This is a genomic window from Blautia hansenii DSM 20583, assembly GCF_002222595.2.
GTDB classification, from domain to species: domain Bacteria; phylum Bacillota; class Clostridia; order Lachnospirales; family Lachnospiraceae; genus Blautia; species Blautia hansenii.
This window is the reverse complement of sequence record NZ_CP022413.2, coordinates 1,958,176-1,983,588: the sequence shown is the minus strand read 5'-3', so window position 1 is coordinate 1,983,588 and position 25,413 is coordinate 1,958,176. Positions and strand designations below refer to the sequence as shown.

The following is a 25,413-nucleotide window of genomic DNA, read 5'->3' as shown; positions in this document are numbered from 1 at the left end:
AAAACTTGAATTATTTTGAAGGTTTTTTGTATGTTTTCGAATATTTTAGACCATATATATCAATATCACCATTGTCGTCTTTAATAAGGAAAGGAATATCTTCTGCTGATTGCTTGATTAAATCAAAAGCTTCATGATTTCCTATATTAAATAAAATAGTCATAACGTATTTTTTTAATTGTTCGTCTTTTTTTAGTTTCCTATATAAAGCAATAATGGTATCTTTGTTTATAGTTAATTGATTTATCTGCGTGTACAGCCAGTTTTTTGTTTCCATATATTCTTTATATTTATCTCCACATTTATGATCTTTAAATAGAAGATTTGAATATTCTAAAAAATCTGAAAGCATTCCAATAATCTTATTTACATTATCTCTCCGGACATTTTCGTAATCATAATCAGAAGTATCTAAAATTTCATCTATTGTAAGATTGCACTCCATGTTTTTAGGTAATAAATATCCATTGATAATCTTATGATTACTTCCTATTAGGAACACTGTAAATACAAGGCTTTTCGGAGCCTACAAACCAGAAAAAATAATATTTGATCTATCACATTACGCAAAAAGCCGTCCGGCATGAAAAACGGGCGGCTTTTTTGCGTGGATAGACGGAAAGGAGGCACAAAAATAACTACAAAATTTTAGCGTTCAAATTTGTGCAACTTTAACGAAAAGGAGGATCGTAAATGGCCGATGAAAAATTGAATACTGGCCCTGCGGAGAATATTTCCCCGGAGGCCGCCGAGCCTATCACCACACCCGAACAGGCCGCAGCGTCTGAGCCCCAGCAGGAACAGACCGGGCCTGCCATACCTGAGTCCGGCGATGTGGTTGTGTCCTTTGACAAAATCAATGAACTTATGGCGGAAAAGAGGCAGAACGCCCGCGCCGAAGTCGAAAAGGCGGAAACCACCGAAACGCCAGAGGCAGCAGCCCACGGAGAAACACCGCAGCCCGCCAATACGGAGGAGCCGAAAAAGTCGCGCCGTGGCCGTCCGCCGAAAGCGGAAAAGGCCGCGACTGAAAATCAGAAAGCGGAGAAATCGGCTGGGGCCCACAAGGGCCGCCCACCCAAGGCGGATAAGGCGGCCCCTGACAAGCCCAAGCCGTCCAAACGAGACAAAGTGTCCCGAAGTGACGGAAAGGCCCCGGATGCCAAGGAGCCCGTAAAGCCCACACAGGATACGGCACCGAAGGAAGCTGCTGTGGAACAGACGGCTCCCGCGCCGACCACACCTCCACGCCCGGTTGAGGAAGGCAAGCTGGTTTATCTGAAACTTTCCGAGGTTCATCCATTTCACACATTCCGTCCGCACCCCTTTAAGGTACGGGACGATGCGAAGATGCAGGAAATCGTTGCTTCTATCCGCGTAAACGGTGTAATGGTTCCCGGTCTTGCCCGCCCGGAGAAAGATGGAAACGGCTACGAAATTGTAGCGGGCCATCGCCGTACCCACGGTAGCGAGCTGGCCGGGTTGGATGAAATGCCCTTTATCGTCCGTGAAATGACCGACCACGAAGCGGTACAGGCCATGAAGGACAGCAACAAGCAGCGTGACGGGATGCTCCCCAGCGAATTGGCCGCGCTGCTGGAACTCGAGGTTGAGGACATCAAGCATCAGGGCGGGCGGCTGAAAGGTGTTGCGGAAGGCGATGTCGGGAAACGCTCGGTTGAGATTGTAGGCGAGGCGCATGAAATGAACTATAAAAAGGTCATGCGCTACTTGCGGCTCAACTCCCTTGTGCCGGAGCTTCTGGATAAGGTAGACGATAAAAAGATGGGCTTCATGCCTGCCGTGGAGCTTTCCTACATCAAACCGAAAAATCAGAGGCTTATTGCTGTTTCCATTGACGGGGAGCAGGCTTCGCCCTCGCTGGCCCAGGCTAAACGGCTCCGGGAGCTGGATAAGGAAGGCAAGCTTAACGGCGATGTCATTGACGGTATCTTATCAGAACAGAAAAAGGAGGATCGAGGCGTGATTATTTCTACTGCGGAACTGGAAAAGTATTTTGGCAAGGAGGTCACTCCCGCCAAAATGAAAGAACAGATTATGTCCCTGCTGGATGACTGGAAAGAAAAACAGCCGCCGGAGCTGGCAAAAGCCCCGAAAAAGCAGGAACTTGACAAGTAACAACTTCGAGACACTTTGTCCCGAGGGCCCCGCCCTCACGCAGAGGCTCTGGTGGTATATATCCCCCGTCGCCGCCTGTTTTTTAGTACAGCCGGGAGTGGGCCGTCAAGGGTGCAGCGCACCGCCGTTTTCGGCGGCTCGCCCTTGACGGTCTGCCCCGGCTGTGCTATTTCCCCGGCAAGCGGCGGGGGTATATCCTCCAGAGCCGCCCCCTTTCCCAAGACTGGGAAAGGGCGTGGGGTTTGGGTTGAACTTTCTTATTAAAATATCGGAGGTATGAACGATGAAACGACCCCTTGCTTATATCACCGCTGCATGGCTCGGCGGCGATAGCGAAAACGCAGAACTGGCGGCGCAGTATTGCCGCACCGTGTATGAGGCAGGCTTTTCTCCTATTTGTCCGCCTTTGTACTTGCCCCTGTTTCTCAACGATGCTGTTCCCGAGGAGCATAAAAGCGGCATCGACATGAGCCGTGACCTGCTCCGCCGTTCTCATGTGCTGGTTGTCTGCGGGCACAGTATGACCGAAGCCATGAAAAATGATATTGCCGTGGCCCAGCGGCTGGGAATTACGGCAACAACCCTTGAGGGCATCCTGACCGTCAAGGGACAGGGCCGCCGCTGATGGCGACCCTGTTTGAAGCCTACGTTACCAATGCGGGGAAGTACAGCGAGGGCCAGCTTGTGGGTGAAACACTGAAATTTCCCACAACCGCCCAGGAGGTGGAGGCTCTCTTGAAACGGATCGGCGTGGATGGCGTCCGCTATCAGGAAATTTTTATTACCTCTTTCGATGGGGATGTGCTGGGGCTCTATGACCATTTGAGCGAGTATGAAAATCTGGATGAGCTTAATCATCTGGCCTGCCTGCTTTCCGAGTTTACCTCATCGGAGCTGGAAACACTGGAGGCCGTCCTCGACAGCGGCGATCACTGTTCTTCGGTGCGGGACATCATCAATCTGACACAAAATCTGGACTGTTACGGCTTTTACCCCGGCGTATCCGATGAGGAAACGCTGGGGCGTATTTATGTGGACGATCTGGAAATGTTGGATGTGCCGGATCAGGTAAAACCGTATTTCGATTATGAGGCGTATGGCCGGGATGCCTGCATCCACGAAAACGGCCATTTTGCTCCGGGCGGCTATGTTGTCAAAGAAAGCGATCATTTCGTGGAAGTGTATCACGGCTTGCAGGATATTCCCAAGGAACATAAGGTATTCTCTTTCCCGAAGCTCTCTATCCGGGAGCAAATGGCCGCTTATCAGGAAATCATAGACGGTTCTTCTTTGGAGGGCTACCGTCAAATGCAGAAAAAAGACCGTGGGGATCGGTGATGGCACTTCGAGACAAATTGTCCCAAGGAAGGAGGCGGTGTAACTGATTGATGAAGATATTTCCCGGCACACGATAGCCATATCCGTAAAAACAACCAAGCTGACGGCGCGGGGACTGGCGTATGTGCTGGGCATGGTGGGCCGGAAGATCCGCAAGGCATACCGTGGGCGGCAAGTACCGCATGGAAAACAAAGTGTGCGAAAGCTCATGGCCCACGGTACAGCCACCAACAGCATTGAGCTATCCGGGGATGCCAAGTCCTTTGACCGCGTGGCCCGGAAATGGAATGTAGACTATGCGTTCTATAAAACCGGGCCGGACAAATACCTGCTGTTTTTCAAGGCTGGACAGGCAGACGCAATGACCGCCTGCTTTTCTGAGTATTCCCGGAAAGTGTTAAGCAAAGCAAAATCGAACCGTGTTCCCATCCGGGAACAACTGCAACAGGCGGCAGATCAGCTTTCCAAAGAAAAGCCGAAGCAGAAAGAACGTGCAAAGGAGGTGGCCCATGAGGACAGATAAGATCAGAAAATATCTCATTCCGAACATTCCCTATCTGTTCATCCTGTGGGCGTTCCTCAAGCTGGGAACGGCCTACCGGCTGGCGGCGGGGAACGATTTTGCACATAAGCTCATCGGGCTGGGCCAGACGATTGGCCCGGCCTTTGCGGACTTTGCCCCCGGCCTTGTCCCGCTGGATTGGCTTGTTGGTATTGTAGGCGCAGTTGGTTTCCGGCTGCTGATCTATTTCAAAAGCAAGAACGCTAAGAAGTTTCGGCGGGATGCAGAATACGGCAGCGCTCGATGGGGAACGGAAAAAGACATCAAACCGTTTGTCGATCCGAAGTTTGAAAACAACGTGATTTTGACCGGGACGGAGTTTCTCACGATGAACACCCGCCCTAAAATCCCCGCAAATGCCAGAAACCTGAATTGCTGTATTATCGGCTCATCCGGCTCCGGCAAAACCCGCTTTTGGCTCACGCCCCAGCTTTTACAGGCTCATTCCTCTTATGTGGTGGTCGATCCCAAAGGCGGTGTGCTGGGACAGGTCGGAGCTTTCTTGCAAAAACGCGGGTACAAAATCAAGGTATTCAACAGCATAGATTTTTCAAAATCCATGCACTATAACCCGCTGGCGTATATCCGCAACGAGGCCGATATTCTGAAATTCGTGGATGCCCTGATTTCCAACACCAAGGGCGAAGGCAAGGAAGGCGATCCATTCTGGACGAAATCGGAAACGCTTTTGTACTGTGCTCTGATCGCCTACATCATTTTCGAGGGGCCTGCCGAGGATCGGAACATGAATACCCTTGTGGATATGATTTCCGGCATGGAGGTCAAGGAGGATGACGAGGACTTTATGAACGCGGTGGACTATATGTTTGCCGGGCTTGAAAAGCGCAAGCCGGATTGCTTCGCGGTCAAACAGTATAAAAAGTACAAATTGGCCAGCGGCAAGACGGCAAAAAGCATTTTGATTTCCTGCGGTGCGCGGCTGGCTCCCTTTGACATCCCGCAGCTTCGTGAGGTCATGGCCTATGACGAATTGGAGCTTGACCGCATCGGAGATCGGAAAACGGCGGTATTCTTCATCATTTCCGATACCACGCAGACCTACAACTTTTTAGTGGCGCTGGCATTTTCGCAGATGTTCAACCTCCTGTGTGAACGGGCGGACAATGTTCACGGTGGCCGCCTGCCGCACCATGTACGGGTGCTGTGGGACGAGGCAGCCAACACGGGACAGGTGCCCCAGCTCGAAAAGCTGGTCGCAGTTATCCGCTCCCGTGAGGTGAGTTTGTGCCTGCTATATCAGCAGTTGGCACAGTGCAAGGCCATTTACGATAAACACGCCGAGACAATCCTCGGCAACATGGACAGCGTGGTGTTCCTTGGTGGCCGCGAAGCCAGCACCATCAAGGAAATATCCGAGAACTGGTTGGGAAAAGCCACAATCAGTATGCAGACCGACAGCCGCTCCCGTGGCCAGTCGGAAAGCTACAGTCAAAATACCCAGCGGCTGGGCCGGGAACTAATGACCCCAGCCGAACTTGCAACCATGCCGGGAGACAAATGTATTTTGCAGCTTCGGGGCCTGCCCCCGTTCTTCTCTCCCAAGTATGATCTGAAACGGCATCCGAACTACCGTTATACGGCGGAGGCCGATAAACAGAAAAACGCTTTTGACCTCGACAGGCTCATTAACCGCCGTAGGCGGCCCGGGCTGAACGAGGCGTGTACGATGTATGAGGTGGCTGTGTCGGACGATGCACTCACGGAAGAGGACGAGGACATCCTCAACTATGATGACATCGACGATCCAGACGCCTTTGCATAAACGCTTCGAGACAAAGTGTCCCGAAGTTTGTAACCTGCCGCCTGTATGGGCGGCTTTTTTGTTACCGGGAAAATTCCGGAGAAATGGAGGCTTATATGGCATTTTTCTCATCTGCAATCGACACTTTACAGACCCTCGTTATTGCTCTCGGCGCTGGCCTTGGCGTGTGGGGCGTGGTTAATCTGCTGGAGGGCTACGGCTCGGATAACCCGGGCTCCAATGCTCATGTGCGGTAAAGTAACACACAAGAATTTGAACAGGCAGCAGCCCATTATTCCTAAAAAATCTTGACAACTATTGAACAGATGATTATACTTATCCTGTAAATTGAATAAAATCTTCAGGGCAGGGTGCAATTCCCTACCGGTGGTATAGCCCACGAGCCGCAAGGCATGATTCGGTGAAACTCCGAAGCCGACAGTATAGTCTGGATGAAAGAAGATTAAGAAGCGCAGGAAAGTTTTCTTTTCTGCGTGTAAAGCGATTGCTCTGGGATATTTTATATTCCAGAGCTTTATATTTGCACAGGTATTCCCTGCGCTCTTTTGCTTTTGCCTTGAACGATTTTGTTCAAGGCATTTTCTATTTGTGGAGGTGATACTGTGAATGACAGTGATTATATGAAAATCGCATTACAGCTTGCAAAAAAAGGATGCGGTTTTACTTCTCCTAACCCTATGGTAGGAGCTGTCATTGTAAAGGAAGGACGGATAATCGGGCAGGGTTGGCACGAAAAATATGGCGAAGCTCATGCAGAACGTAATGCGTTAGCGGCATGTACAGAAAATCCAAAAGGTGCGACCATGTATGTGACTTTAGAACCTTGCTGCCATTATGGAAAGCAGCCGCCCTGCATCAATGCAATCATGGAAGCAGGCATTGAACGGGTAGTAATCGGTTCTGGTGACCCCAATCCCCTTGTCAGCGGAAAAGGAATACAAATTCTAAAAAAACAAGGGATTTTGGTGACAGAACATATTTTACAGGAGGACTGCGAGAGGCTCAATGAAGTGTTTTTCCATTACATTCAAACCAAGCGTCCTTTTGTAGTGATGAAGTATGCCATGACAATGGACGGAAAAATTTCAACTAAAACAGGAGCGTCAAAATGGGTCACGGGCGAAACGGCACGACGCCATGTCGCACAGCAGCGTCACCGATATGCTGCAATTATGGCAGGAATCGGAACAATATTGACAGACGACCCACAGCTTACCTGCCGGATAGAGGGTGGAAAAAATCCGATTCGCATTATTTGTGACACCACGCTTCGCATACCTCTAAGTGCGAACGTTGTTTCCACAGCAAAGCAGATTCCTACAATAATTGCAACCTGTTGCAGGGACGCAGAAAGATGTGCCTTGTATGAGAAAAAAGGCTGCCATGTCCTGCTTGTCGAGGAAAGAAACGGTCATGTGGATTTAGAACAGCTTATGTATTTATTAGGGGAAAAACAGATTGACAGCATTTTGCTGGAGGGTGGAGGGACGTTAAATTGGGCAGCTCTTTCCAGCGGTATTGTACAGAAAGTGCAGGCTTATATCGCACCTAAATTATTTGGTGGACAGGCTGCAAAAACTCCGATAGAGGGAGAGGGCATTTGCTATCCTACTGCGGCTTTCCGATTAAAGAATAGCTGTGTTCTTCCGCTGGGTGAAGATTTTCTGATTGAAAGTGAGGTAGAGCAAAGTGTTTACGGGAATCATTGAGGAAATCGGAACGGTTCATAAAATCAAAAAAGGACAGCTTTCCGTCGTCCTTGAAGTTTGTGCGAAAACAGTGCTGGAGGATATGAAAATAGGGGATAGTATTGCAGTAAATGGAGTTTGTCTAACTGTTACAGCCCTGTACTCAGGCTCATTTGTTGCGGACGTTATGCACGAAACCTTAAACCGTTCTGCACTGGCAGCCCTTATCCCTGGTGGTCATGTGAATCTGGAACGAGCAATGTCGGCAAGCGGAAGATTTGGAGGACACATTGTCTCCGGACATATAGATGGCACAGGCAAAATCGTGTACATACAAAAAGATGATAATGCGGTCTGGTTTACCATACATACAAACCCGGAAATCATGAGGTATGTTGTAGAAAAAGGTTCTGTTGCAATCGACGGTATCAGTTTGACAATTGCCAAAGCCGACAGAGATAGATTTTCTATTTCAGCGATTCCCCATACCGTCAGACAAACAGTATTGAATGAGCGAAAAGAGGGTGATTCTGTCAATCTGGAAGCAGATATAGTTGGAAAATATGTTGGAAAATTCTTGTCTTTCAAACAGAACACGGACAGTCATATCACAAAGGAATTTTTAGAGAAATATGGTTATTAGGAGGATGTCGCATGGCAGCGTTTCATAAAATCGAAGAGGCACTTGAAGATTTGAAAAAAGGAAAAATAATTTTAGTAACAGATGATGCGGAACGGGAAAATGAAGGGGATTTTATCTGCGCAGCACAATTCGCAACAACGGAAAATATTAACTTTATGGCGACCTACGGAAAAGGGCTGATTTGTATGCCTATGTCAGAGGACTATGTAAGCAAGCTCAAAATTCCGCAAATGGTAGAAAGAAATACCGATAACCATGAAACGGCTTTTACTGTTTCTATTGACCATGTAACAACTTCTACCGGAATTTCTGCTGCTGAACGCTCAATCACCGCCCTTGCATGTGTGGAGGAAAATGTAAAGCCAGAGGATTTCCGTAGACCTGGACATATGTTTCCACTGCTTGCAAAGAAAAATGGTGTGTTAGAGAGAAACGGGCACACGGAAGCAACTGTAGATTTATGCCGGTTGGCTGGATTAAAAGAATGTGGATTATGCTGTGAAATCATGCGTGAAGATGGAACGATGATGAGAACAACAGAGCTTTTTGAACTGGCAGAGCGTTTTGGAATAAAATTTATTACCATACAAGATTTGCAAAATTACCGTAAGTGCCATGACCATTTGGTCGAGCGGGTAACAACTGTAAAAATGCCGACCAAATATGGGGATTTTATCGCATATGGTTTTGTAAATAAGCTAAATGGAGAACATCATATTGCTCTTGTAAAAGGGGAAATCGGAGATGGGAAACATATTCTATGCCGTGTTCATTCGGAATGTTTGACCGGTGATACCTTTGGCTCCCTACGCTGTGATTGCGGACAGCAATTTGCTTCAGCCATGACGCAGATTGAAAAAGAGGGACGGGGTATCTTGCTCTATATGCGGCAGGAAGGACGGGGTATCGGGCTTATCAATAAGCTGCGTGCCTATGAGCTGCAAGAGCAGGGAATGGACACGTTAGAAGCAAACCTTGCATTAGGCTTTTCAGGCGATGAACGGGAATATTATATCGGCGCACAGATTTTACGGGATTTGGGCGTATCAAGTATGCGGCTTTTAACGAATAATCCAGATAAAGTTTATCAGCTTGCGGAATTTGGGCTTGAAATCACGGAACGTATTCCGCTCCAAATGGACGCTACGGCGCACGATTTGTTATACCTCAAAACCAAGCAGAAACGTATGGGACATATTCTAAAATACTAAATCGCAGGAGGAAAATACGATATGAAAACATTTGAAGGAAAACTTGTGTCAAAAGGAATCAAAGTTGGGATTGTAGCGGCAAGGTTTAACGAATTTATCACTGCTAAGTTGTTGGGAGGGGCTATGGACGCTTTGCTCCGTCATGACGTAGAAGAAAAAAATATTCATGTGGCGTGGGTTCCCGGAGCATTTGAAATCCCTCTAATTGCGTCCAGAATGGCAAAAAGCGGAAAGTATGACGTAATAATTTGTTTGGGGGCGGTTATTCGCGGCTCAACCAGTCATTATGACTATGTATGCAGTGAGGTGGCGAAAGGGATTGCTACTGTTTCTCTGGAAAGCGGTATACCCGTACTGTTTGGTGTACTTACTACTGACAGTATTGAACAGGCGATTGAGAGGGCAGGAACAAAGGTGGGAAATAAGGGATATGATTGTGCTGTCAGTGCAATCGAAATGGTAAATCTTATTGAGGAAATTGAAAAATAAATATTTTTCCATAGCAGAATCAGCCGAGCCAGTCAACGGCAAGTGAATGGGCTGCGCCCACCGTTGACAGCCCCGTCTGTCCTTGCTGGTGGGTAATCAAGGGGCGACAGTAAAAAGTGCTACCGCCCTTTCCCATAATCGAAGAAAGGGGGATTTTCCATGACTGAACAGGAATCCTATCAAGAACATATCCGCTATACCCATGATACCTATTGCCGGATTGTTATTCGCCATGCGTCCTTTGACGCTGCCCGTATGCTGGCGGCGAGGTGGAAACGGGAAATCTCCCTTGAATATCTGACCGAAGAAAAGTTTGTCCAACTAAGCACCACAGACGAGTATTTTCAAGTGCCGGACTATGGCGAAACTTATCCGTTCTCTGTCCGGGGGAAGACGATATTTTTAGATAGCTATTCCCTTGCGGCGGCTCTTGTCGAACTGCCGGAACAGACGCAGGAGGAAATCTTTTTGTATTACTTCCAGCACTTGACACAGAAAGAAATCGGAGAACAAAGCGGCTGGACACGCAGCACAATCGGGCGGCATATCCAGCTTGCCTTAAAGCGGCTGAAAGAAGAAATGGAGGTGTTGTTCCATGAGCAACCGACTTCTCCCCTATGACACGATAATAAAAGCACATGAAGGCGACCCCATAGCGATACAAACTGTCCTTGACCGATATGCCGGATATATCCGCTATTTCTCCAAAATGAACGGCTATTATAATTCTGATATGGAGGACTACATTAGAACAAAGCTGATTGAAAGCCTGTTCAAGTTCCGGCTGGACCGATAACATAAAAACTGAATATCCCGCCGCCCCGCAGCGGCACACGAAGCAGTAAATCCGAAAAAGATTTGCTGCTTTTTTTGCGCCCATTTTTGGCAAATTTCCAAAAGTTCCGTATTAGATAGTGAAACCAAAAAAGGCTGCCGTTTTTTCAGACAGCGGGCAAAACGCAGCTTCCGAAACGCCTTATTGTCGGGAAAGACCGAGCCGCTGGAAAAGTTCTTGCCGGAAAGTCCGTCCATTCTGCTCTTTTGTGGTTTGTAGGGAGTAAGGGGAAGAACGCCAGCCCGCAGCCTTTTATAAAAAAGCTGGTTATAGATTTCCCGAAAAAGTGGCAGTAGGAAGTGAACGGCAGTCCGGCAGTTTCTTAGAGCAAGATTCTACCGCAGTACCAAAATTCGCTTATCGCTCATTTTGCCCCTGCGGGAATCTTGTTGGGGAGTGCCTTCCCCAAACCCTGCCATGCGGCTTACGCCGCTTAAAAATCCCTCAAAATATTTTTTCGGATTTTTCAAAAACAGTTCCGCTTTACACCCTGTTTTTCTCCTATTAGTGAGAGAACACCACGCACAGAAAGGAGGTTTTACCATGCGAAAACGATACAACACGCCCCACCGCAGCCGGGTAGTCAAAACACGCATGACCGAGGAAGAATACGCCGAGTTTGCGGAAAGGCTTTCTGCCTGCAACATGAGCCAAGCCGAGTTTATCCGGCAAGCCATAACCGGGGCAGCCATACGCCCCATCATAACTGTTTCCCCCGTCAATGACGAGCTGCTTGCCGCTGTCGGGAAGCTGACCGCCGAATACGGCAGGATCGGCGGCAACTTAAACCAGATAGCCCGGACGCTGAATGAGTGGCACAGCCCCTACCCGCAGCTTGCCGAGGAGGTACGGGCGGCGGTTTCCGACCTTGCTGCCCTGAAGTTTGAAGTTTTGCAGAAAGTGGGTGACGCTGTTGGCAACATTCAAACATATCAGCTCTAAAAATGCCGACTATGGCGCAGCGGAAGCCTACCTCACATTTGAGCATGACGAGTTTACCATGAAGCCCACCCTTGATGAAAACGGGCGGCTGATACCGAGGGAGGATTACCGCATTTCTTCCCTCAACTGCGGGGGCGAGGATTTCGCTGTTGCCTGTATGCGAGCCAATCTCCGCTATGAGAAAAACCAAAAACGGGAAGATGTGAAAAGCCACCATTATATCATCAGCTTTGACCCACGGGACGGGACAGACAACGGCTTGACCGTAGACCGGGCGCAGGAGCTGGGCGAGCAGTTCTGTAAAGAGCATTTCCCCGGACACCAAGCCCTAATCTGCACCCACCCGGACGGGCATAACCACAGCGGCAATATCCATGTGCATATCGTCATCAACTCCCTGCGGATTTATGAAGTCCCGCTTCTGCCCTACATGGACAGACCAGCCGACACACGGGAGGGCTGCAAGCACCGCTGCACCAATACCGCTATGGAATATTTCAAGAGTGAAGTCATGGAGATGTGCCACCGGGAGGGGCTTTACCAAATCGACCTCTTGAACGGCAGCAAGGAACGGATAACCGAACGGGAATACTGGGCGGCAAAGAAAGGGCAGCTTGCCCTTGATAAAGAGAACGCCGCCAGAGAAGCCGCAGGACAGCCGACCAAGCCCACCAAGTTTGAAACGGACAAGGCGAAGCTGCGCCGGACGATACGGCAGGCACTTTCCCAAGCTGGCAGCTTTGACGAGTTTTCTTCCCTTTTGCTGCGGGAGGGTGTGACCGTCAAGGAGAGCCGAGGGCGGCTTTCCTACCTCACGCCGGACAGGACAAAGCCTATCACAGCCCGGAAGCTGGGGGACGATTTTGACAAGGCTGCTGTCCTTGCCCTGCTCACGCAGAACGCCCACAGAGCCGCCGAACAGACCAAAGCCATACCCGAATACCCTGTCGCAGTTAAAAAGCCGTCACAAGGGGAAAAAACCGCAAAAACCACCCCGGCAGACAACACCTTGCAGCGCATGGTTGACCGGGAAGCCAAGCGAACCGAGGGCAAGGGCGTGGGCTATGACCGCTGGGCGGCAAAGCACAACCTAAAGCAGATGGCGGCTACCGTTACCGCCTACCAGCAGTACGGCTTTTCTTCCCCGGAGGAACTGGACGAAGCCTGTTCTGCCGCCTATACCGCCATGCGGAAAAGCCTTACGGAGCTGAAGCAGGTGGAAAAGACACTGGACGGGAAAAAGGAGCTGCAACGGCAGGTGCTTGCCTATTCCAAGACCCGCCCTGTCCGGGACGGGCTGAAACAGCAGAAAAACGCCAAAGCAAAAGCAGCCTACCGACAGAAGCACGAAAGCGACTTTATCATAGCAGACGCAGCCGCCCGCTATTTCAGGGAGAACGGCATTTCCAAGCTGCCGAGCTATAAAGCCCTGCAAGCAGAGATTGAAACCCTTATCAAAGAGAAAAACAGCGGCTACAACGATTACCGGGCAAAACGGGAGGAATACCGCCGCTTACAGACTGTCAAGGGCAATATCGACCAGATTTTACGCCGGAGCGAGCCGCAGCGCAGAAAGGAGCAGAGCCATGAACGGTAATATCCCCCGCATGGACTACCGCCAGTACCGGGCAGCCCGCCGCCTTGTGCATGAGTGCTGCAACTATGACAGCGGGAACTGCCTGCTGTTGGAGGACAGTGAGCCTTGCGTGTGTGTGCAGAGTATCAGCTATTCGCTGCTCTGCCGCTGGTTTACTGCCGCTGTCCTGCCCCTTGATGAAGCACTGGAAGCCGCCCTTTTGCGCCGGGAAAGCCGGAAACGCTGCGCTGTCTGCGGGGCGTTCTTCTTCCCCAAGTCCAACCGGGGGAAATACTGCCCGGACTGCGCCGGACGCATGAAGCGGATAAATGCCGCCAAACGGAAGCGGAAACAAAGGGGGAAATGTCACGCTTTAGGGCATTTCAAACCCGCATAAATCAAGGCTTTTTTGGAGGGTGTCAAAGGGTGCGTGATACATTTATCCTTTTCCCTTAAAAACGCCCCCTAAAAGCGTAACAGAACCCACAGACAGACACCACAAGGAGGTGAACCCTATCGCCGATTATATGACCGCAGGAACGGAGCTGCCCGCTTACCTGCCTTACCCCCGTTTCCTGCTGGAAACAGACCTATCCCATACCGCAAGAGAGTTATATTCGCTGCTGTTAGACCGTTCCACCCTTTCACAGAAGAACGGCTGGCAGGACAGCGAGGGGCGGACATACATTGTCTACCCCATAGCGGAAATGGCGGAAGTGATGAAAAAAGGCAGCACCACCATAAAGGGGGCACTGAACGAACTGGACGCTGCGGGGCTGTTGGAGCGCAGGCGGACGGGCTTCTCTTGCGCCAACCGTCTGTATGTGAAAGTGCCTGCCCCAGTGGTACAGTTTCCCGACCAACTGACGGACGGAAAACCGACCCTCATAAGGGCAGGAAACCGACCAACTGACAGCCGGAAAACTGACCTTATGACGGTCGGAAAACCGTCCCCTAACCAAACTAATATAAACAACCTAATAGAGAGCCAAACAAAAAGAGCGAGTGAGGGGCAGCCCCCTGCCGCTTATGGCAGATATAAAAATGTATTCCTTTCTGACGCAGACCTTTTGGGACTGGAAAAGGACTTTCCCGGCAAGTGGGAGTATTACCTTGACCGCCTATCCTGCCATATCGCTTCTACCGGGAAGCGGTATAAAAGCCATGCAGCCACCATTTACAAGTGGGCGCAGGAGGACGCCGCCAAAGGGAAGCCCAAGAAAGGCATACCGGACTATTCATTCAAGGAGGGAGAAAGCCTATGACCGATACAATCCACAACACCATACTGCCTATGACTGATACCACTGTCACACCGGAGGATTACACCGGGGAGGACGGGCTGTTATACTGCGGCAAATGCCACAAGCCCAAAGAAGCCTATTTCCCGGAGGGCAAGACCTTTTTCGGGCGTGACCGCCACCCGTCAGAGTGCGACTGCCAGCGGGCAGCCCGCAAGGAACGGGAAGCTGCCGAAAAGCAGCGCAGCCACCTTGAAACGGTGGAACGACTGAAACGGCAGGGATTTACCGACAAGACCATGCAGGACTGGACATTTGCCAACGATAACGGAAGCTGCCCGCAGATGAAGAACGCCGCCGGATATGTGGCACGCTGGGAGCAGATAAAGGACGGGAACTACGGGCTGCTCTTGTGGGGAAAGGTAGGCACTGGAAAAAGCTATTTTGCCGGGTGTATTGCAAATGCCCTCATGGAGCAGGAAGTCCCGGTGTGCATGACAAACTTTGCAGCGATACTCAACGACCTTACCGCCAGCTTTGCGGGCAGGAATGAATATATTTCCCGGCTTTGCAGCTTCCCCCTGCTCATCATTGACGATTTTGGAATAGAGCGTGGCACAGAATACGGACTGGAACAGGTCTATAACGTGATTGACAGCCGCTACCGGAGCAGGAAGCCGCTGATTGTGACGACCAACCTCACGCTGGAGGAATTGCAGCACCCGGAGGACACCGCCCACGCCCGGATTTATGACCGGCTGCTTGAAATGTGTTCCCCCCTCTGCTTTACCGGGGAGAATTTGAGGAAAGCCGCCGCACAGGGGAAAATGGAACGGCTGAAACGGCTGCTTGCCGGAAAGGAGATTTGCCTATGACCGACACCCAAAGAAACAAACGCCCTGCCCGCCGCCCGGACTGCGTGACCGAAACAAGGATAGGCAACACAATCCTTGTGGTGTCCGGCTTTTTCAAGGAGGGGGCGACCGACACCGCCGCTGACAAGATGATGAAAGTGCTGGAAGCAGAAGCCGCCGCCGGATATTTGAGCTGCGAGAAGCCTAATTGAAAAACCGCCATTTTTACCGACTGTAAAGAAGCAGATTTGACGCTTTTGCCGCTATACAGACAGCCGCCCCATGTGGTACAATCAAGGTACGGAATAGTGGGGCTGGCTGTCGGAAACGGAGGAATTTATGTTAAGACAGACCACCCAGCAACTCATTACCGCCCTTTACCCAAGACTTTCCCATGAGGACGAACTGCAAGGCGAGAGCAATTCCATTTCCAACCAAAAGCGGATTTTGGAAACCTATGCCAAACAGAATGGATTTTCCAATCTGCGCTGGTACACCGACGACGGTTATTCCGGTGCAAACTTTCAAAGACCCGGATTTCAAGCCATGCTTGCAGACATTGAAGCCGGGAAAGTCGGGACAGTTATCGTCAAGGATATGTCGAGGTTAGGGCGAAACTACTTACAAGTGGGAATGTACACCGAAATGATTTTCCCACAGAAAAACGTCCGTTTTATTGCTATTAATGACGGCGTTGACAGCGCACAGGGGGAAAATGACTTTGCCCCTCTGCGGAACATCTTTAACGAATGGCTGGTGAGAGATACGAGCAAGAAAATCAAGGCAGTAAAACGCTCTAAGGGCATGAGCGGCAAGCCCATCACAAGCAAGCCTGTCTATGGCTACCTCATGGACGAGGACGAAAACTTTATCATTGACGAGGAAGCCGCCCCGGTGGTACGGCAGATTTACAGCCTTTGCCTTGCCGGGAACGGTCCGACCAAGATAGCCCGTATGCTGACCGAGCAGCAAATCCCCACGCCGGGGACACTGGAATACCGCAGGACGGGAAGCACCCGCCGCTACCACCCCGGCTATGAGTGCAAGTGGGCGACAAATACAGTGGTTCATCTGCTGGAAAACCGGGAATATACGGGCTGTCTGGTAAACTTTAAGACCGAGAAACCGTCCTACAAGCTGAAACACAGCATAGAAAATCCCCCGGAAAAACAGGCAGTTTTTGAGAACCACCATGAGCCTATCATTGACCGGGAAACGTGGGAACGGGTGCAGGAGTTACGCAAGCAGCGCAAACGCCCCAACCGTTATGACGAAGTGGGCTTGTTCTCCGGCATACTCTTTTGTGCCGACTGCGGCAGCGTCATGTACCAGCAGCGGTATCAGACGGACAAGCGCAAGCAGGACTGTTATATCTGCGGCAGCTACAAGAAGCGCACCGCCGACTGTACGGCGCACTTTATCCGCACCGACCTCTTGACTGCCGGTGTACTCTCCAATCTGCGGAAAGTTACCAGCTATGCGGCAAAGCATGAAGCCCGGTTTATGAAGCTCTTGATTGAACAGAATGAGGACGGGGACAGACGCAGGAACGCCGCCAAGAAAAAGGAACTGGAAACGGCTGAAAAGCGTATCAGCGAACTTTCTGCTATCTTCAAACGGCTGTATGAGGACAGCGTGACCGGGCGCATATCGGACGAGCGTTTCACAGAGCTGTCGGCAGACTATGAAGCCGAGCAGAAAGAACTGAAAGAACGTGCCGCCAAACTGCGGGAAGAACTTTCCAAAGTGCAGGAAGCCACCGAAAACGCTGAAAAGTTTATGAACGTGGTACGCAGGCACACCACCATTGAAGAACTTACCCCTACTCTGCTGCGGGAGTTTGTGGAGAAAATCGTTGTCCATGAAAGCGTTGCCCTTGACGGGAAACGCCGGGGCAAGTTACGCAGACAGGAAATTGAAATCTATTATTCTTTTGTCGGCAAGGTAGAATTGCCCGACACCTAACCGCCCGACCTATCCGACATACCTCATGTGCCGGATAGGAACGGCAAAATTTTTTACACTTCTTTTACTTCTTTATCTCACATGAACTAAGTCCCAGGGCATGAAGCAGTTCATGGCTAATTAAAGGGAACAAAAAGAAAGGAAAAGCACAATCCAGACGGTATCAGCGGCAGTCCACAAGAATAAATTGTGATTTCACAAGATTGGTGCTATAATAAGAGAAAAGTTCCTGCCGGGGCAGCCGCCCCGGTGGTATGGATAGGAAGGCGGGAAAGCAATATGCACATCAGCTATAAACCACTCTGGCACACACTGTTAGAGCGTGATATGCGAAAAGAAGATTTAAGGCTTGCCGCTGGTATGACAACGAATATGATTGCCAACATGAGTAAAGAGGGAAAGCACATCAGCATGGACACATTAGCCCGTATCTGCGAAACGCTGAATTGTGAGATTACCGATGTGATTGAGTTAGTACCAGACGAGCCTACTTCCACAGGAGGTAAGGAACATGAGCGAACTGAAACCAAGAATAACGGAAAACGGAATTGATTATATCCTTGTCGGAGATTACTATATCCCGGATTTGAAGCTGCCGAAGGAACACCGCCCTATTGGAAAGTACGGACGGATGCACAGGGAATATTTAAGGGAAGTCCACCCAGTCAGATTGAACACATTGACCTTGACCGGGGAGTTATGGACATACCTTGCAGACCTGAACGAACAGGCACAGGAACGGTTAGACACCATCATGGAGCAGATGAAAGATGCCGAGGGCGTGACCGAGGAATTGAAACGAACCCAAGAAATGGAATGGGTGCGGCGTTGCAATAACATTCACAACCGGGCAGAAGAAATTATTTTGCAAGAGATGATTTATTCATAACGGTATGGTAGAATGATTATGACAAATAAGAATTTTTTGCTCCATACGCCCTTGACAATAGTCCTTACAATATACTATAATAGTATTTGTAAATACTATTTGTAAGAGGAGGACTTATGGAAAACAATCATTTTAACGTTGCGTGGGCGAAAAGCACTGCGCTATATACAAAAGCAGCTTCAGTACTTGGCGTCGGATACCCGGAAATGATGGTGCTGTATGCGCTGGAATCCATGGGAGAACTGACGCAAAAGCAGATCGCAGAGAATTTCGGTATGCAAAAACAGACGGTTCATACGGTCGTGAGCGCACTTCAAAAGAAGGGCTATTTACTGTTGGAGGCCAGCGAGGGCGATAAACGTGAGAAGCGGATCGTCTTGACTGAAAGCGGACAGGTATACGCCCACAGAATGATTGCGCCTTTACGAAAAGCCGAGGAGAAGGTTTATAGAACAATCGGGAACGAACGGCTCCAAGCCATGTGTGAAATTCTTGACCTTTTCAATCTTCTCTTTGAAAGAGAGCTGAGAGGAGGTCTGGGCAGTGAATAACAAGCGGACTTTCTTTCAGTATGTGATTCCGTCCGTGTTATCCTTTGCGCTTTCCGGGGTGTATGCCATCGTTGACGGTTTCTTTGTAGGCAACTCAATCGGGGATGCCGGACTTTCCGCAATCAACATTGCATATCCCATCACGGCGGTCCTGCAATCCGTAGGGACAGGAATCGGAATGGGTGGTTCAGTCAAATACTCCATTCTGAAAGCAGCAGGAAATGAGAAAAAAGCACGGGAGTTCGTTGCCGGTGCAACATGGCTGATGCTTCTTTTCAGCGCTGTCCTGACTGTCACCGTTTTCTTCACTTCAGAGAAAATCCTTTCTGCCCTTGGTGCATCGGGCGAGTTGCTTACTCTGGGAAATGAGTATATCAAGGTAATTGCCCTTGGAGCGATTTTACAGGTGTTCGGCACCGGACTGGTTCCGTTTATGCGTAATTACGGCGGTTCTTTGTGGGCAATGATCGCTATGATCTGCGGCTTTGCTACCAATGTTGCTCTTGACTATACTTTTGTGTGGGTTCTTGGACGGGGCATGTACGGTGCGGCATTGGCGACCATTATTGGGCAGGGAGTTACCATGGCGGTTGCACTCGTGTATTGCGCCATCAAAAAGAACCTCACTCTGAAAATCGCACCTGTTGATACCCCGAAAACGGCATTTCAGATATTAAAAATCGGACTTGCTCCATTTGGCTTGACCCTTGCCCCAAATATCTCTCTTGTGATCATCAACCGATTTTCGGTTTATTATGGCGGACAGGAGGCTATCGCCACCTATGCCTGTATCTCCTATATCATCTGCATTGTTTATCTTCTTTTGCAGGGTGTCGGTGATGGTAGCCAGCCGCTCATGAGTCAGTTCTACGGAGCAGGCGAAGAAAAATCGCTCAAACAAACCAAAACGCTGGCGTATGAATTTTCCATGGTTTTGGCGGTAATCAGTGCGATTCTGATTTACCTGCTCCGTGGAAAGATTGGACTACTGTTCGGTTCATCTGCCGAGGTAAACGCAGGGGTCATAAAGGTCATGCCGATCTTCCTTGTGTCGGTTCCGTTTGACGCCATCACACGAGTTTCCGCGGCGGCTTTCTACGCAACCGAAAAAAGTGTGCTGTCCTATGTTCTGACCTTTATCGAACCCATCATCATGCTGGTGTTGATGCTGATGCTGCCGCCGGTGTTTGGCGGTCAAATCACGATTTGGTGGAGCGCCGTATTTGCAAAGGTCATTACCGCATCAGTAAGCATTGTGCTGTCCGTTAGATACAGCGCACAAAGAAATCGATAACTTCCAGTTGTGCGCCCAGCTAAGGGTGTGTAGTCAAGCCGGTGGGATTCCGGTTTATCCAAGGTTTAGCCAACCAGATAATAGCGAGTCTTGGGATGATGCCGGTAACGGCATCTGACAAGCGTAGACAGCAAGAAAGCAGGGTTGAATAGTGATTGAGCTTCGAAACGTTAACTTCAGTCGGTCGACGTCTTAACTGGTGCGGAAGACAATAGCATGTAATGCGATATGGCGAGTATTATGTGGCACTGCGGAGTCAGAGAACCAATCATGTTTTACATTGTGAATACACATCAACTGGGGAGAACCTGCCATTTCTCGAAGAAGAGTATGAAGTTGCAACTGAAAACGGAGGATTTCAAATGAATGGTAGGTGGTCGGACAATCCCATAGTACTGTAGAAATCGGGCAATGCCTATGGAGGGAAGGGGATTGCATAGTAAAGGTCTTACTGAGGACACATTATCCGTACTCAGGGACGGAGGAAATAATGGAAACGAAATTAGTAAGAATAGCTGAGATATCGGCAACATCAAAACATCCTATATTTACATCAGTGTACCATTTGATAAATGAAGATATGCTAAAGCAATGCCATAGGGAATTAGATGGGAACAAAGCAGTCGGAATTGACAAGGTAACTAAGGATGAGTATGGGAAGAACCTTGATAGAAATATCAAGGAACTGGTACAGAGGTTGAAAAACAAATCCTTTAAGCCATTTCCGTCACTGAGGGTATATATACCTAAAGGAAATGGAAAGAAACGACCATTAGGGATTGCTTCCTATGAAGATAAGATTGTACAAATGGCAGTGAAGAAAATACTGGGAGCTATTTATGAACCGAGATTCCTAAACTGCATGTATGGATTCAGACCGAATAGGGGGTGTCACGAAGCAATAAAAGAAGTATACCAACGGATAAGCTATGGAAAAATCAGCTATATCGTAGATGCCGATATCAAAGGTTTCTTTGACCATATCGACCATGATTGGATGATGAAGTTCCTTGAATGGAATATACAGGATAGGAACTTATTGTGGCTAATACGTAAATACCTCAAAGCAGGAATAATAGAGCAAGGAAAATTCGAGCCAACAGAGGAAGGTTCGGCACAAGGCTCAGTAATGAGTCCGATGCTTGCAAATATATACATGCATTATGTGCTGACGCTGTGGTTTAAGCTGGTGGTGCAAAGGGAAATGCATGGAGAGTGTTTTCTCGTCAACTTTGCGGATGATTTTGTTGCAGGATTTCAATATAAGTCAGAAGCTGAAAGATACTATAAAGAGTTAAAGGAACGAATGGAAAAGTTTGGACTGGAGCTGGAAAGTAGTAAAAGCAGACTGATTGAATTTGGGAGATTTGCAGAGCAGAATCGTAGAGCAAGAGGAGAATGTAAGCCTGAAACATTTGATTTTCTGGGATTTACCTTCTACTGTAGCAAAACTCGAAAGGGAGGTTTCGTACCAAAGGTACAGACTTCAAGAAAGAAGTTTGAGCAAAAGGTTAGAGCATACAAGAACTGGATTTACGATAATCGAAATCGACCAATGCGAGAAATAATTAAAGAGTTGAACGTAAAACTAATTGGACACTATCGGTATTATGGTGTTACATGGAATTTTCGGAAGATAACAACATTCCTGCACAGAGTACAACAGTTTCTATTCAAAGCCATGAATCGGAGAGGTTGTAGACGGGCATACACATGGAATGGATTTGTGGAAATGCTCAAGTATTACCCGTTAGCAAAACCTAAAACGTACTATTGTTTATATTGAAGCGAATGTTACTATGAGGAGCCGTATGCGGGAAAGCCGCACGTACGGATCTGTGAGGGGCTAAGATTGAGAGGTCTTAGTCTACTCGACTATCGTTCTGATTTTCAACTGAATAACCACAGTAAAAACCGCTGCTACATGGAAGCTAACAAACCATGCAACAGCGGTTTTTCTTTACCGTTTTTTCCTTTGGCTGATAGGCGTTCCCATTTTCTTTGATTTTTTGAGAATCCGAATGAGCCAGCGAAATTCTTCATCTGACAGATTTTTATAGTTGATACCGAGCTGCTTGCAGTAAAGGACAACGAGCTTTTCATCCCGACTGCCCTTGAAATTTTCGACCGCTTCCAGATTTTCTTTCAGTTCATCGGCAACGGTGGTCTGGGGCGCACTCTCACTGTCCTTTTTGTGAGCTTCCCGAATATCCCGGATAATGAGATTGAGGTCATCCAGAACCATGTGGCTGAAATATTCATCATCGCTGATATGGGCGGCTTGCAGCACTTTCAAATGCGGGTCATCTTCGCCGGGGCGATACCGTTCAATGATTTCATGCCGGACGGTATCGACAAGTGCATTGAGATTTTGAATCTGCATGGTGGCAATCCCGTCCACATAAATCTCAATGTCTGCAAGAAACTTGATAAAATCTTTATGTGTGGCAAGCTCACAGAGCAGACGGTTGTTAATCCGACCGCTTTTCAGGAGAGCAACCATCTCATCATTCAAATGCAGCTCCGTCAATGACGTGTTGATCTGCTCCCTGTTCTCTGTCCGGCACAGTAGATAATCAACGGAAACCCCATAGAAGTCTGCCAGCGTGATAAGGTTGCCATGATTGATTTCCTTAAAATCCTCTTTTTCATAACTTCCGAGAGCAGATTTGGAAATACCCGTCAGCTTTGATAGTTCTTCCAGATTTAAGCCTTTGTCCTTGCGGAGTTCCCAAAGGCGTTCCTGTATGCTTGTTGCTCCTTTCATGGGCGCACACTCCTTTCCGGCGGTTTCATTGCTGCCGCTTAACTGGATTATATCACACTTTCCGCAATCGTGGAAATTTCTGATTTTTACTCCTAATTCCTACTTTGTGGACATACGGCACAGGGCACAAAAATGTTCTATGATACAGGTAGTTCATCGATGGATTATTCCAATCGAATGACCAGCCTGTGTGGGATATGCTTCCCCGGCGATGTAGTGCCATGACTTTTGGCAGGGATGTGGAGGAACCCTGACCGAAACGAGCGTACCAAAGGGAGCGATACGCCGCTGTGAGATTCAGGGGAGGAACGACACCGGGGAGAACTGGCGAACTGACACCGAAATGATACCGAAACACGACAATCTGATAGGGGGATAGTCTACCCTATCGCTGATACTTCGGGAGATTTTAGGCGGCTCTATGGCTGTAATTTTTCCGAAAATCGCCCCGAAACCATACACAAAAACGGGAGGAAGCGCAATATGCCGAGAATGAGCAAAAAGAGGAAACAGGAGCTTTCCTTTTACCTCAATGACCGGGGGCGTGTCACTTACAACGAATTATGCCGGAAATGCCAGCATGGGTGCAAGCAGAGCTTCCGGGCGGTTGTGATTGACTGCCCCCGTTATTTATCCAAACGAGCAAAGAAAAAGGAGGAACACACCGAATGAATTTTGAATTTATGACGATAGACACACCCTTGCCGCCCTGTATGCCTTTTCCCAGGGCGTTGACAGGATTTCCAGTCAGCAGCACCGCAAAGGTCATGTACTGCCGGATGCTGGACGCTATGCTCTCCAAAGGGCAGGAGGACGAGAACGGAATCCTGTTTGTCTGCTTCCCTGTCACAGCCATTGCCGCAGTCCTGTCCCGCAGCCCCATGACGGTCAAGCGTTCTTTGAATGAACTGGAAACCGCCGGACTTATCATGCGGGTGCGTCAGGGCGTTGGAGAACCAAACAGGATTTATGTGCTGATACCGGGAAAGGAGGACGCTGCCCTTGCCTGATACCTCAAAGCTGGAAAGGCTCAACCGGGAGATGGAGAAAAGCGAAAAGAAACTGCGGAAAGCCATCAATGATGAAAAGGCATTGCAGCACCAGTTAAAGCAGCTTACCCGAAAGGAACGGACGCACCGGCTCTGTACCCGTGGCGGTATGCTGGAAAGTTTTCTGCAAGAGCCGGAACGCCTGACAGATGATGATGTCATGATGTTGTTGAAACTCATTTTTCACAGGCAGGACACGCAGGAACTATTGAAAAAACTGCTGGAACGGGAGAAGCCGGAAACCCCTTAGTTTACTAAGGGCGCAATTATACACCACCCAGAGGTTGGTGCATTGCGTTCTCCGAAGGCTCCTCGCCGGAGGGCTGTGATTTTCCGCAGTCATGGTCTGCTTCAAATCAAACAGGAGACGCTACGCTTCCCCTGCGCTGGCTGCCGCCAGCTACCCTTTTGTGGACCTGCCCTCTGGGGACACCTTGCGCTGCAAGCTGTTCCCAGCCGACAAGTAAAATATGGCTTGACTTAAAATTTTTATTCAGTTACCCTTAGATAAGAGTTACCGGTAGCTCTTTACCTAATCAATAAGGAGCGTGTAAAAATGTATCATGCACATTTTAGGGGAACACACTACGAAGCTGGTTTTCGGTGGGGTTCCTTACTGTTAAAACACAAAAATATAATTTTGGAGAACATACCATTTGAAATCACACAGGAGCGGATTGACTATGCTTTGTCCTGCCTTCCGATTTATGAAAAGTATTACCATGAGATTATGGAAGAAATTCAAGGTCTGGCAGATGGACAACAATGTGATGTCCGTATTCTGCAAGCTGTATTATTTAGTATGTACTCTATGCCGCCATCTTGTAATTGCTCTTGTTTTGCTTTTACAACGGAGCATGAAATTCTTCTGGGACGAAACAGTGATTTTCTGACAGAAATCGAAAGACTAAATCAGAATGTAGTTTATAAATTGACAGATGGAGTTTATTCTTTCACAGGAAATACAACTGCTTTTGTTGAGATTGAAGATGGCGTTAATGAACATGGTTTAGCGGTTGGTCTAACATCCGTCTATCCTAACCAATGCAAACCGGGATTTAACGCAGGTATGATTGTCAGATACCTGCTGGAGAAATGTAAAAATGTATCGGAAGCTGTCTCCTGTTTATATCAACTACCGATTGCTTCAGCGCAAACTTTAACCTTAGCTGATGCAATGGGGACGATAACAGTTATAGAATGTAATGCGGAACAGATAAAAGTAGAAAAGACATTGAATAACAATCTTTCTTTTGTCTGCGCAACAAACACTTTCCATTTTCCAGAAATGATAGGCTATAACAACGATAAAATTGATAATTGGTTTGCAGAAGAACGGTATCAAACATTGTATTCAGCTTTTATCAGAAAAAATGGAGGTTTCAATCTTCCATTTGCAGAAAAATTGTTGTCTGGGGATTATGGTTTTCTCTGCCAGTATGACAGAAGTACTGGTAAAGATACTGTCTGGTCAGTCATCTATGATATGAAACGACACAAAATTTATCGAAGCGAAGGGAATCCCGGACGACACAAATTCAAAGAAGATACTCGTTTTCAGTTTTGATTTTTCAAGCTGATATATTACTACAACTAA

The 25,413-nt window shown here is 48.5% G+C and carries 31 protein-coding genes and 1 riboswitch; of the genes, 29 read left to right on the top strand and 2 right to left on the bottom strand.

The genetic code is table 11. From position 1 onward, the window contains the following. Positions 1-10: 10 nt before the first annotated feature. A complete protein-coding gene (locus tag CGC63_RS10110; protein ID WP_040351100.1) occupies positions 11-445 on the bottom strand; it encodes a hypothetical protein in 435 nt (144 codons plus the stop codon). Positions 446-693: 248 nt separating this feature from the next. Between CGC63_RS10110 and CGC63_RS10105 the strand changes: the two genes are divergently transcribed. The 25 genes from CGC63_RS10105 (at position 694) to ltrA (ending at position 21,786) form a co-directional block, all read left to right on the top strand. Then, positions 694-2,139 carry a ParB/RepB/Spo0J family partition protein gene (locus CGC63_RS10105; protein ID WP_003020216.1) on the top strand — a complete coding sequence of 482 codons (1,446 nt, stop codon included), beginning with the start codon at positions 694-696 and terminating at the stop codon, positions 2,137-2,139. Between the two features lie 283 nt (positions 2,140-2,422). Continuing rightward, complete coding sequence (locus CGC63_RS10100; protein ID WP_003020223.1) at positions 2,423-2,764, top strand: DUF7768 domain-containing protein; 342 nt, start codon at positions 2,423-2,425, stop codon at positions 2,762-2,764. Further along, positions 2,764-3,477, top strand: coding sequence for an antirestriction protein ArdA (locus tag CGC63_RS10095; protein ID WP_003020225.1), 714 nt, complete (start codon positions 2,764-2,766; stop codon positions 3,475-3,477). Before CGC63_RS10100 ends, CGC63_RS10095 begins: the two co-directional genes overlap by 1 nt. Before the next feature lie 133 nt (positions 3,478-3,610). Continuing rightward, entirely contained in the window at positions 3,611-4,000 is a 390-nt protein-coding gene (locus tag CGC63_RS10090) for a PcfB family protein (protein WP_003020228.1), read from the top strand. Continuing rightward, entirely contained in the window at positions 3,987-5,822 is a 1,836-nt protein-coding gene (locus CGC63_RS10085) for a VirD4-like conjugal transfer protein, CD1115 family (RefSeq protein WP_003020231.1), read from the top strand. The genes CGC63_RS10090 and CGC63_RS10085 overlap by 14 nt, the downstream gene beginning before the upstream one ends. A gap of 95 nt (positions 5,823-5,917) precedes the next feature. Continuing rightward, entirely contained in the window at positions 5,918-6,058 is a 141-nt protein-coding gene (locus tag CGC63_RS10080) for a Maff2 family mobile element protein (RefSeq protein ID WP_014080223.1), read from the top strand. Between the two features lie 96 nt (positions 6,059-6,154). After that, positions 6,155-6,269, top strand: a riboswitch (FMN riboswitch). 173 nt (positions 6,270-6,442) lie between these two features. After that, on the top strand, positions 6,443-7,531 hold the full coding sequence (gene ribD, locus CGC63_RS10075; RefSeq protein WP_003020242.1) for a bifunctional diaminohydroxyphosphoribosylaminopyrimidine deaminase/5-amino-6-(5-phosphoribosylamino)uracil reductase RibD: 1,089 nt from the start codon (positions 6,443-6,445) through the stop codon (positions 7,529-7,531). Continuing rightward, complete coding sequence (gene ribE / locus CGC63_RS10070) at positions 7,512-8,153, top strand: riboflavin synthase (protein ID WP_003020245.1); 642 nt, start codon at positions 7,512-7,514, stop codon at positions 8,151-8,153. The genes ribD and ribE overlap by 20 nt, the downstream gene beginning before the upstream one ends. Positions 8,154-8,164: 11 nt before the next feature. Continuing rightward, entirely contained in the window at positions 8,165-9,364 is a 1,200-nt protein-coding gene (locus CGC63_RS10065; protein ID WP_003020247.1) for a bifunctional 3,4-dihydroxy-2-butanone-4-phosphate synthase/GTP cyclohydrolase II, read from the top strand. Positions 9,365-9,385: 21 nt separating this feature from the next. Further along, entirely contained in the window at positions 9,386-9,853 is a 468-nt protein-coding gene (ribH, locus tag CGC63_RS10060; RefSeq protein ID WP_003020249.1) for a 6,7-dimethyl-8-ribityllumazine synthase, read from the top strand. A 159-nt stretch (positions 9,854-10,012) separates the two neighbouring features. Next, positions 10,013-10,474: a sigma-70 family RNA polymerase sigma factor gene (locus CGC63_RS10055; protein ID WP_025482088.1), complete on the top strand. Its 462-nt coding sequence runs from the start codon at positions 10,013-10,015 to the stop codon at positions 10,472-10,474. Continuing rightward, entirely contained in the window at positions 10,449-10,649 is a 201-nt protein-coding gene (locus CGC63_RS10050) for a helix-turn-helix domain-containing protein (RefSeq protein WP_081445594.1), read from the top strand. Before CGC63_RS10055 ends, CGC63_RS10050 begins: the two co-directional genes overlap by 26 nt. Before the next feature lie 325 nt (positions 10,650-10,974). Continuing rightward, complete coding sequence (locus CGC63_RS15530) at positions 10,975-11,196, top strand: hypothetical protein (RefSeq protein WP_207653329.1); 222 nt, start codon at positions 10,975-10,977, stop codon at positions 11,194-11,196. 35 nt (positions 11,197-11,231) lie between these two features. After that, the gene (locus tag CGC63_RS10040; RefSeq protein ID WP_025486347.1) at positions 11,232-11,630 is read left to right on the top strand and encodes a plasmid mobilization protein; all 399 of its coding nucleotides are present in this window, start codon (positions 11,232-11,234) and stop codon (positions 11,628-11,630) included. Then, positions 11,602-13,227 carry a relaxase/mobilization nuclease domain-containing protein gene (locus CGC63_RS10035; protein ID WP_003020266.1) on the top strand — a complete coding sequence of 542 codons (1,626 nt, stop codon included), beginning with the start codon at positions 11,602-11,604 and terminating at the stop codon, positions 13,225-13,227. Before CGC63_RS10040 ends, CGC63_RS10035 begins: the two co-directional genes overlap by 29 nt. Next, positions 13,217-13,603 (top strand): cysteine-rich VLP domain-containing protein, encoded by a 387-nt coding sequence (locus CGC63_RS10030; RefSeq protein WP_003020269.1) that lies wholly within the window; start codon positions 13,217-13,219, stop codon positions 13,601-13,603. Before CGC63_RS10035 ends, CGC63_RS10030 begins: the two co-directional genes overlap by 11 nt. Before the next feature lie 130 nt (positions 13,604-13,733). Continuing rightward, positions 13,734-14,471, top strand: a complete 738-nt coding sequence (locus CGC63_RS10025) for a replication initiator protein A (RefSeq protein WP_003020271.1) — start codon at positions 13,734-13,736, stop codon at positions 14,469-14,471. Beyond that, complete coding sequence (locus CGC63_RS10020; protein WP_003020273.1) at positions 14,468-15,322, top strand: ATP-binding protein; 855 nt, start codon at positions 14,468-14,470, stop codon at positions 15,320-15,322. The genes CGC63_RS10025 and CGC63_RS10020 overlap by 4 nt, the downstream gene beginning before the upstream one ends. After that, positions 15,319-15,513, top strand: a complete 195-nt coding sequence (locus tag CGC63_RS10015) for a transposon-encoded TnpW family protein (RefSeq protein WP_003020275.1) — start codon at positions 15,319-15,321, stop codon at positions 15,511-15,513. The genes CGC63_RS10020 and CGC63_RS10015 overlap by 4 nt, the downstream gene beginning before the upstream one ends. Positions 15,514-15,640: 127 nt before the next feature. Then, positions 15,641-17,266, top strand: a complete 1,626-nt coding sequence (locus CGC63_RS10010) for a recombinase family protein (RefSeq protein WP_003020278.1) — start codon at positions 15,641-15,643, stop codon at positions 17,264-17,266. Between the two features lie 279 nt (positions 17,267-17,545). Then, complete coding sequence (locus tag CGC63_RS10005) at positions 17,546-17,818, top strand: helix-turn-helix domain-containing protein (RefSeq protein ID WP_039865074.1); 273 nt, start codon at positions 17,546-17,548, stop codon at positions 17,816-17,818. Beyond that, positions 17,778-18,155 carry a TnpV protein gene (locus CGC63_RS10000; RefSeq protein WP_003020283.1) on the top strand — a complete coding sequence of 126 codons (378 nt, stop codon included), beginning with the start codon at positions 17,778-17,780 and terminating at the stop codon, positions 18,153-18,155. Before CGC63_RS10005 ends, CGC63_RS10000 begins: the two co-directional genes overlap by 41 nt. A gap of 116 nt (positions 18,156-18,271) precedes the next feature. Next, positions 18,272-18,706, top strand: a complete 435-nt coding sequence (locus CGC63_RS09995; RefSeq protein ID WP_003020286.1) for a MarR family winged helix-turn-helix transcriptional regulator — start codon at positions 18,272-18,274, stop codon at positions 18,704-18,706. Next, positions 18,699-20,000, top strand: coding sequence for an MATE family efflux transporter (locus tag CGC63_RS09990; protein WP_003020289.1), 1,302 nt, complete (start codon positions 18,699-18,701; stop codon positions 19,998-20,000). The genes CGC63_RS09995 and CGC63_RS09990 overlap by 8 nt, the downstream gene beginning before the upstream one ends. Before the next feature lie 490 nt (positions 20,001-20,490). Then, entirely contained in the window at positions 20,491-21,786 is a 1,296-nt protein-coding gene (gene ltrA, locus CGC63_RS09980) for a group II intron reverse transcriptase/maturase (RefSeq protein ID WP_039959348.1), read from the top strand. A gap of 174 nt (positions 21,787-21,960) precedes the next feature. Here the strand turns inward: ltrA and CGC63_RS09975 are convergent, their stop codons facing one another. Beyond that, positions 21,961-22,767: a helix-turn-helix domain-containing protein gene (locus CGC63_RS09975; protein ID WP_003020299.1), complete on the bottom strand. Its 807-nt coding sequence runs from the start codon at positions 22,765-22,767 to the stop codon at positions 21,961-21,963. Between the two features lie 483 nt (positions 22,768-23,250). Between CGC63_RS09975 and CGC63_RS09965 the strand changes: the two genes are divergently transcribed. The 4 genes from CGC63_RS09965 to CGC63_RS09950 all read left to right on the top strand — a co-directional run bounded on the left by CGC63_RS09965 (position 23,251) and on the right by CGC63_RS09950 (position 25,383). Continuing rightward, entirely contained in the window at positions 23,251-23,439 is a 189-nt protein-coding gene (locus tag CGC63_RS09965; RefSeq protein WP_003020302.1) for a hypothetical protein, read from the top strand. Then, positions 23,436-23,777, top strand: coding sequence for a replication initiator protein A (locus CGC63_RS09960; protein WP_003020305.1), 342 nt, complete (start codon positions 23,436-23,438; stop codon positions 23,775-23,777). Before CGC63_RS09965 ends, CGC63_RS09960 begins: the two co-directional genes overlap by 4 nt. Continuing rightward, on the top strand, positions 23,770-24,066 hold the full coding sequence (locus tag CGC63_RS09955) for a DUF3847 domain-containing protein (RefSeq protein WP_039959346.1): 297 nt from the start codon (positions 23,770-23,772) through the stop codon (positions 24,064-24,066). Before CGC63_RS09960 ends, CGC63_RS09955 begins: the two co-directional genes overlap by 8 nt. Positions 24,067-24,372: 306 nt before the next feature. Then, the gene (locus tag CGC63_RS09950; protein ID WP_003020309.1) at positions 24,373-25,383 is read left to right on the top strand and encodes an acyl-CoA--6-aminopenicillanic acid acyltransferase; all 1,011 of its coding nucleotides are present in this window, start codon (positions 24,373-24,375) and stop codon (positions 25,381-25,383) included. Positions 25,384-25,413 lie beyond the last annotated feature (30 nt).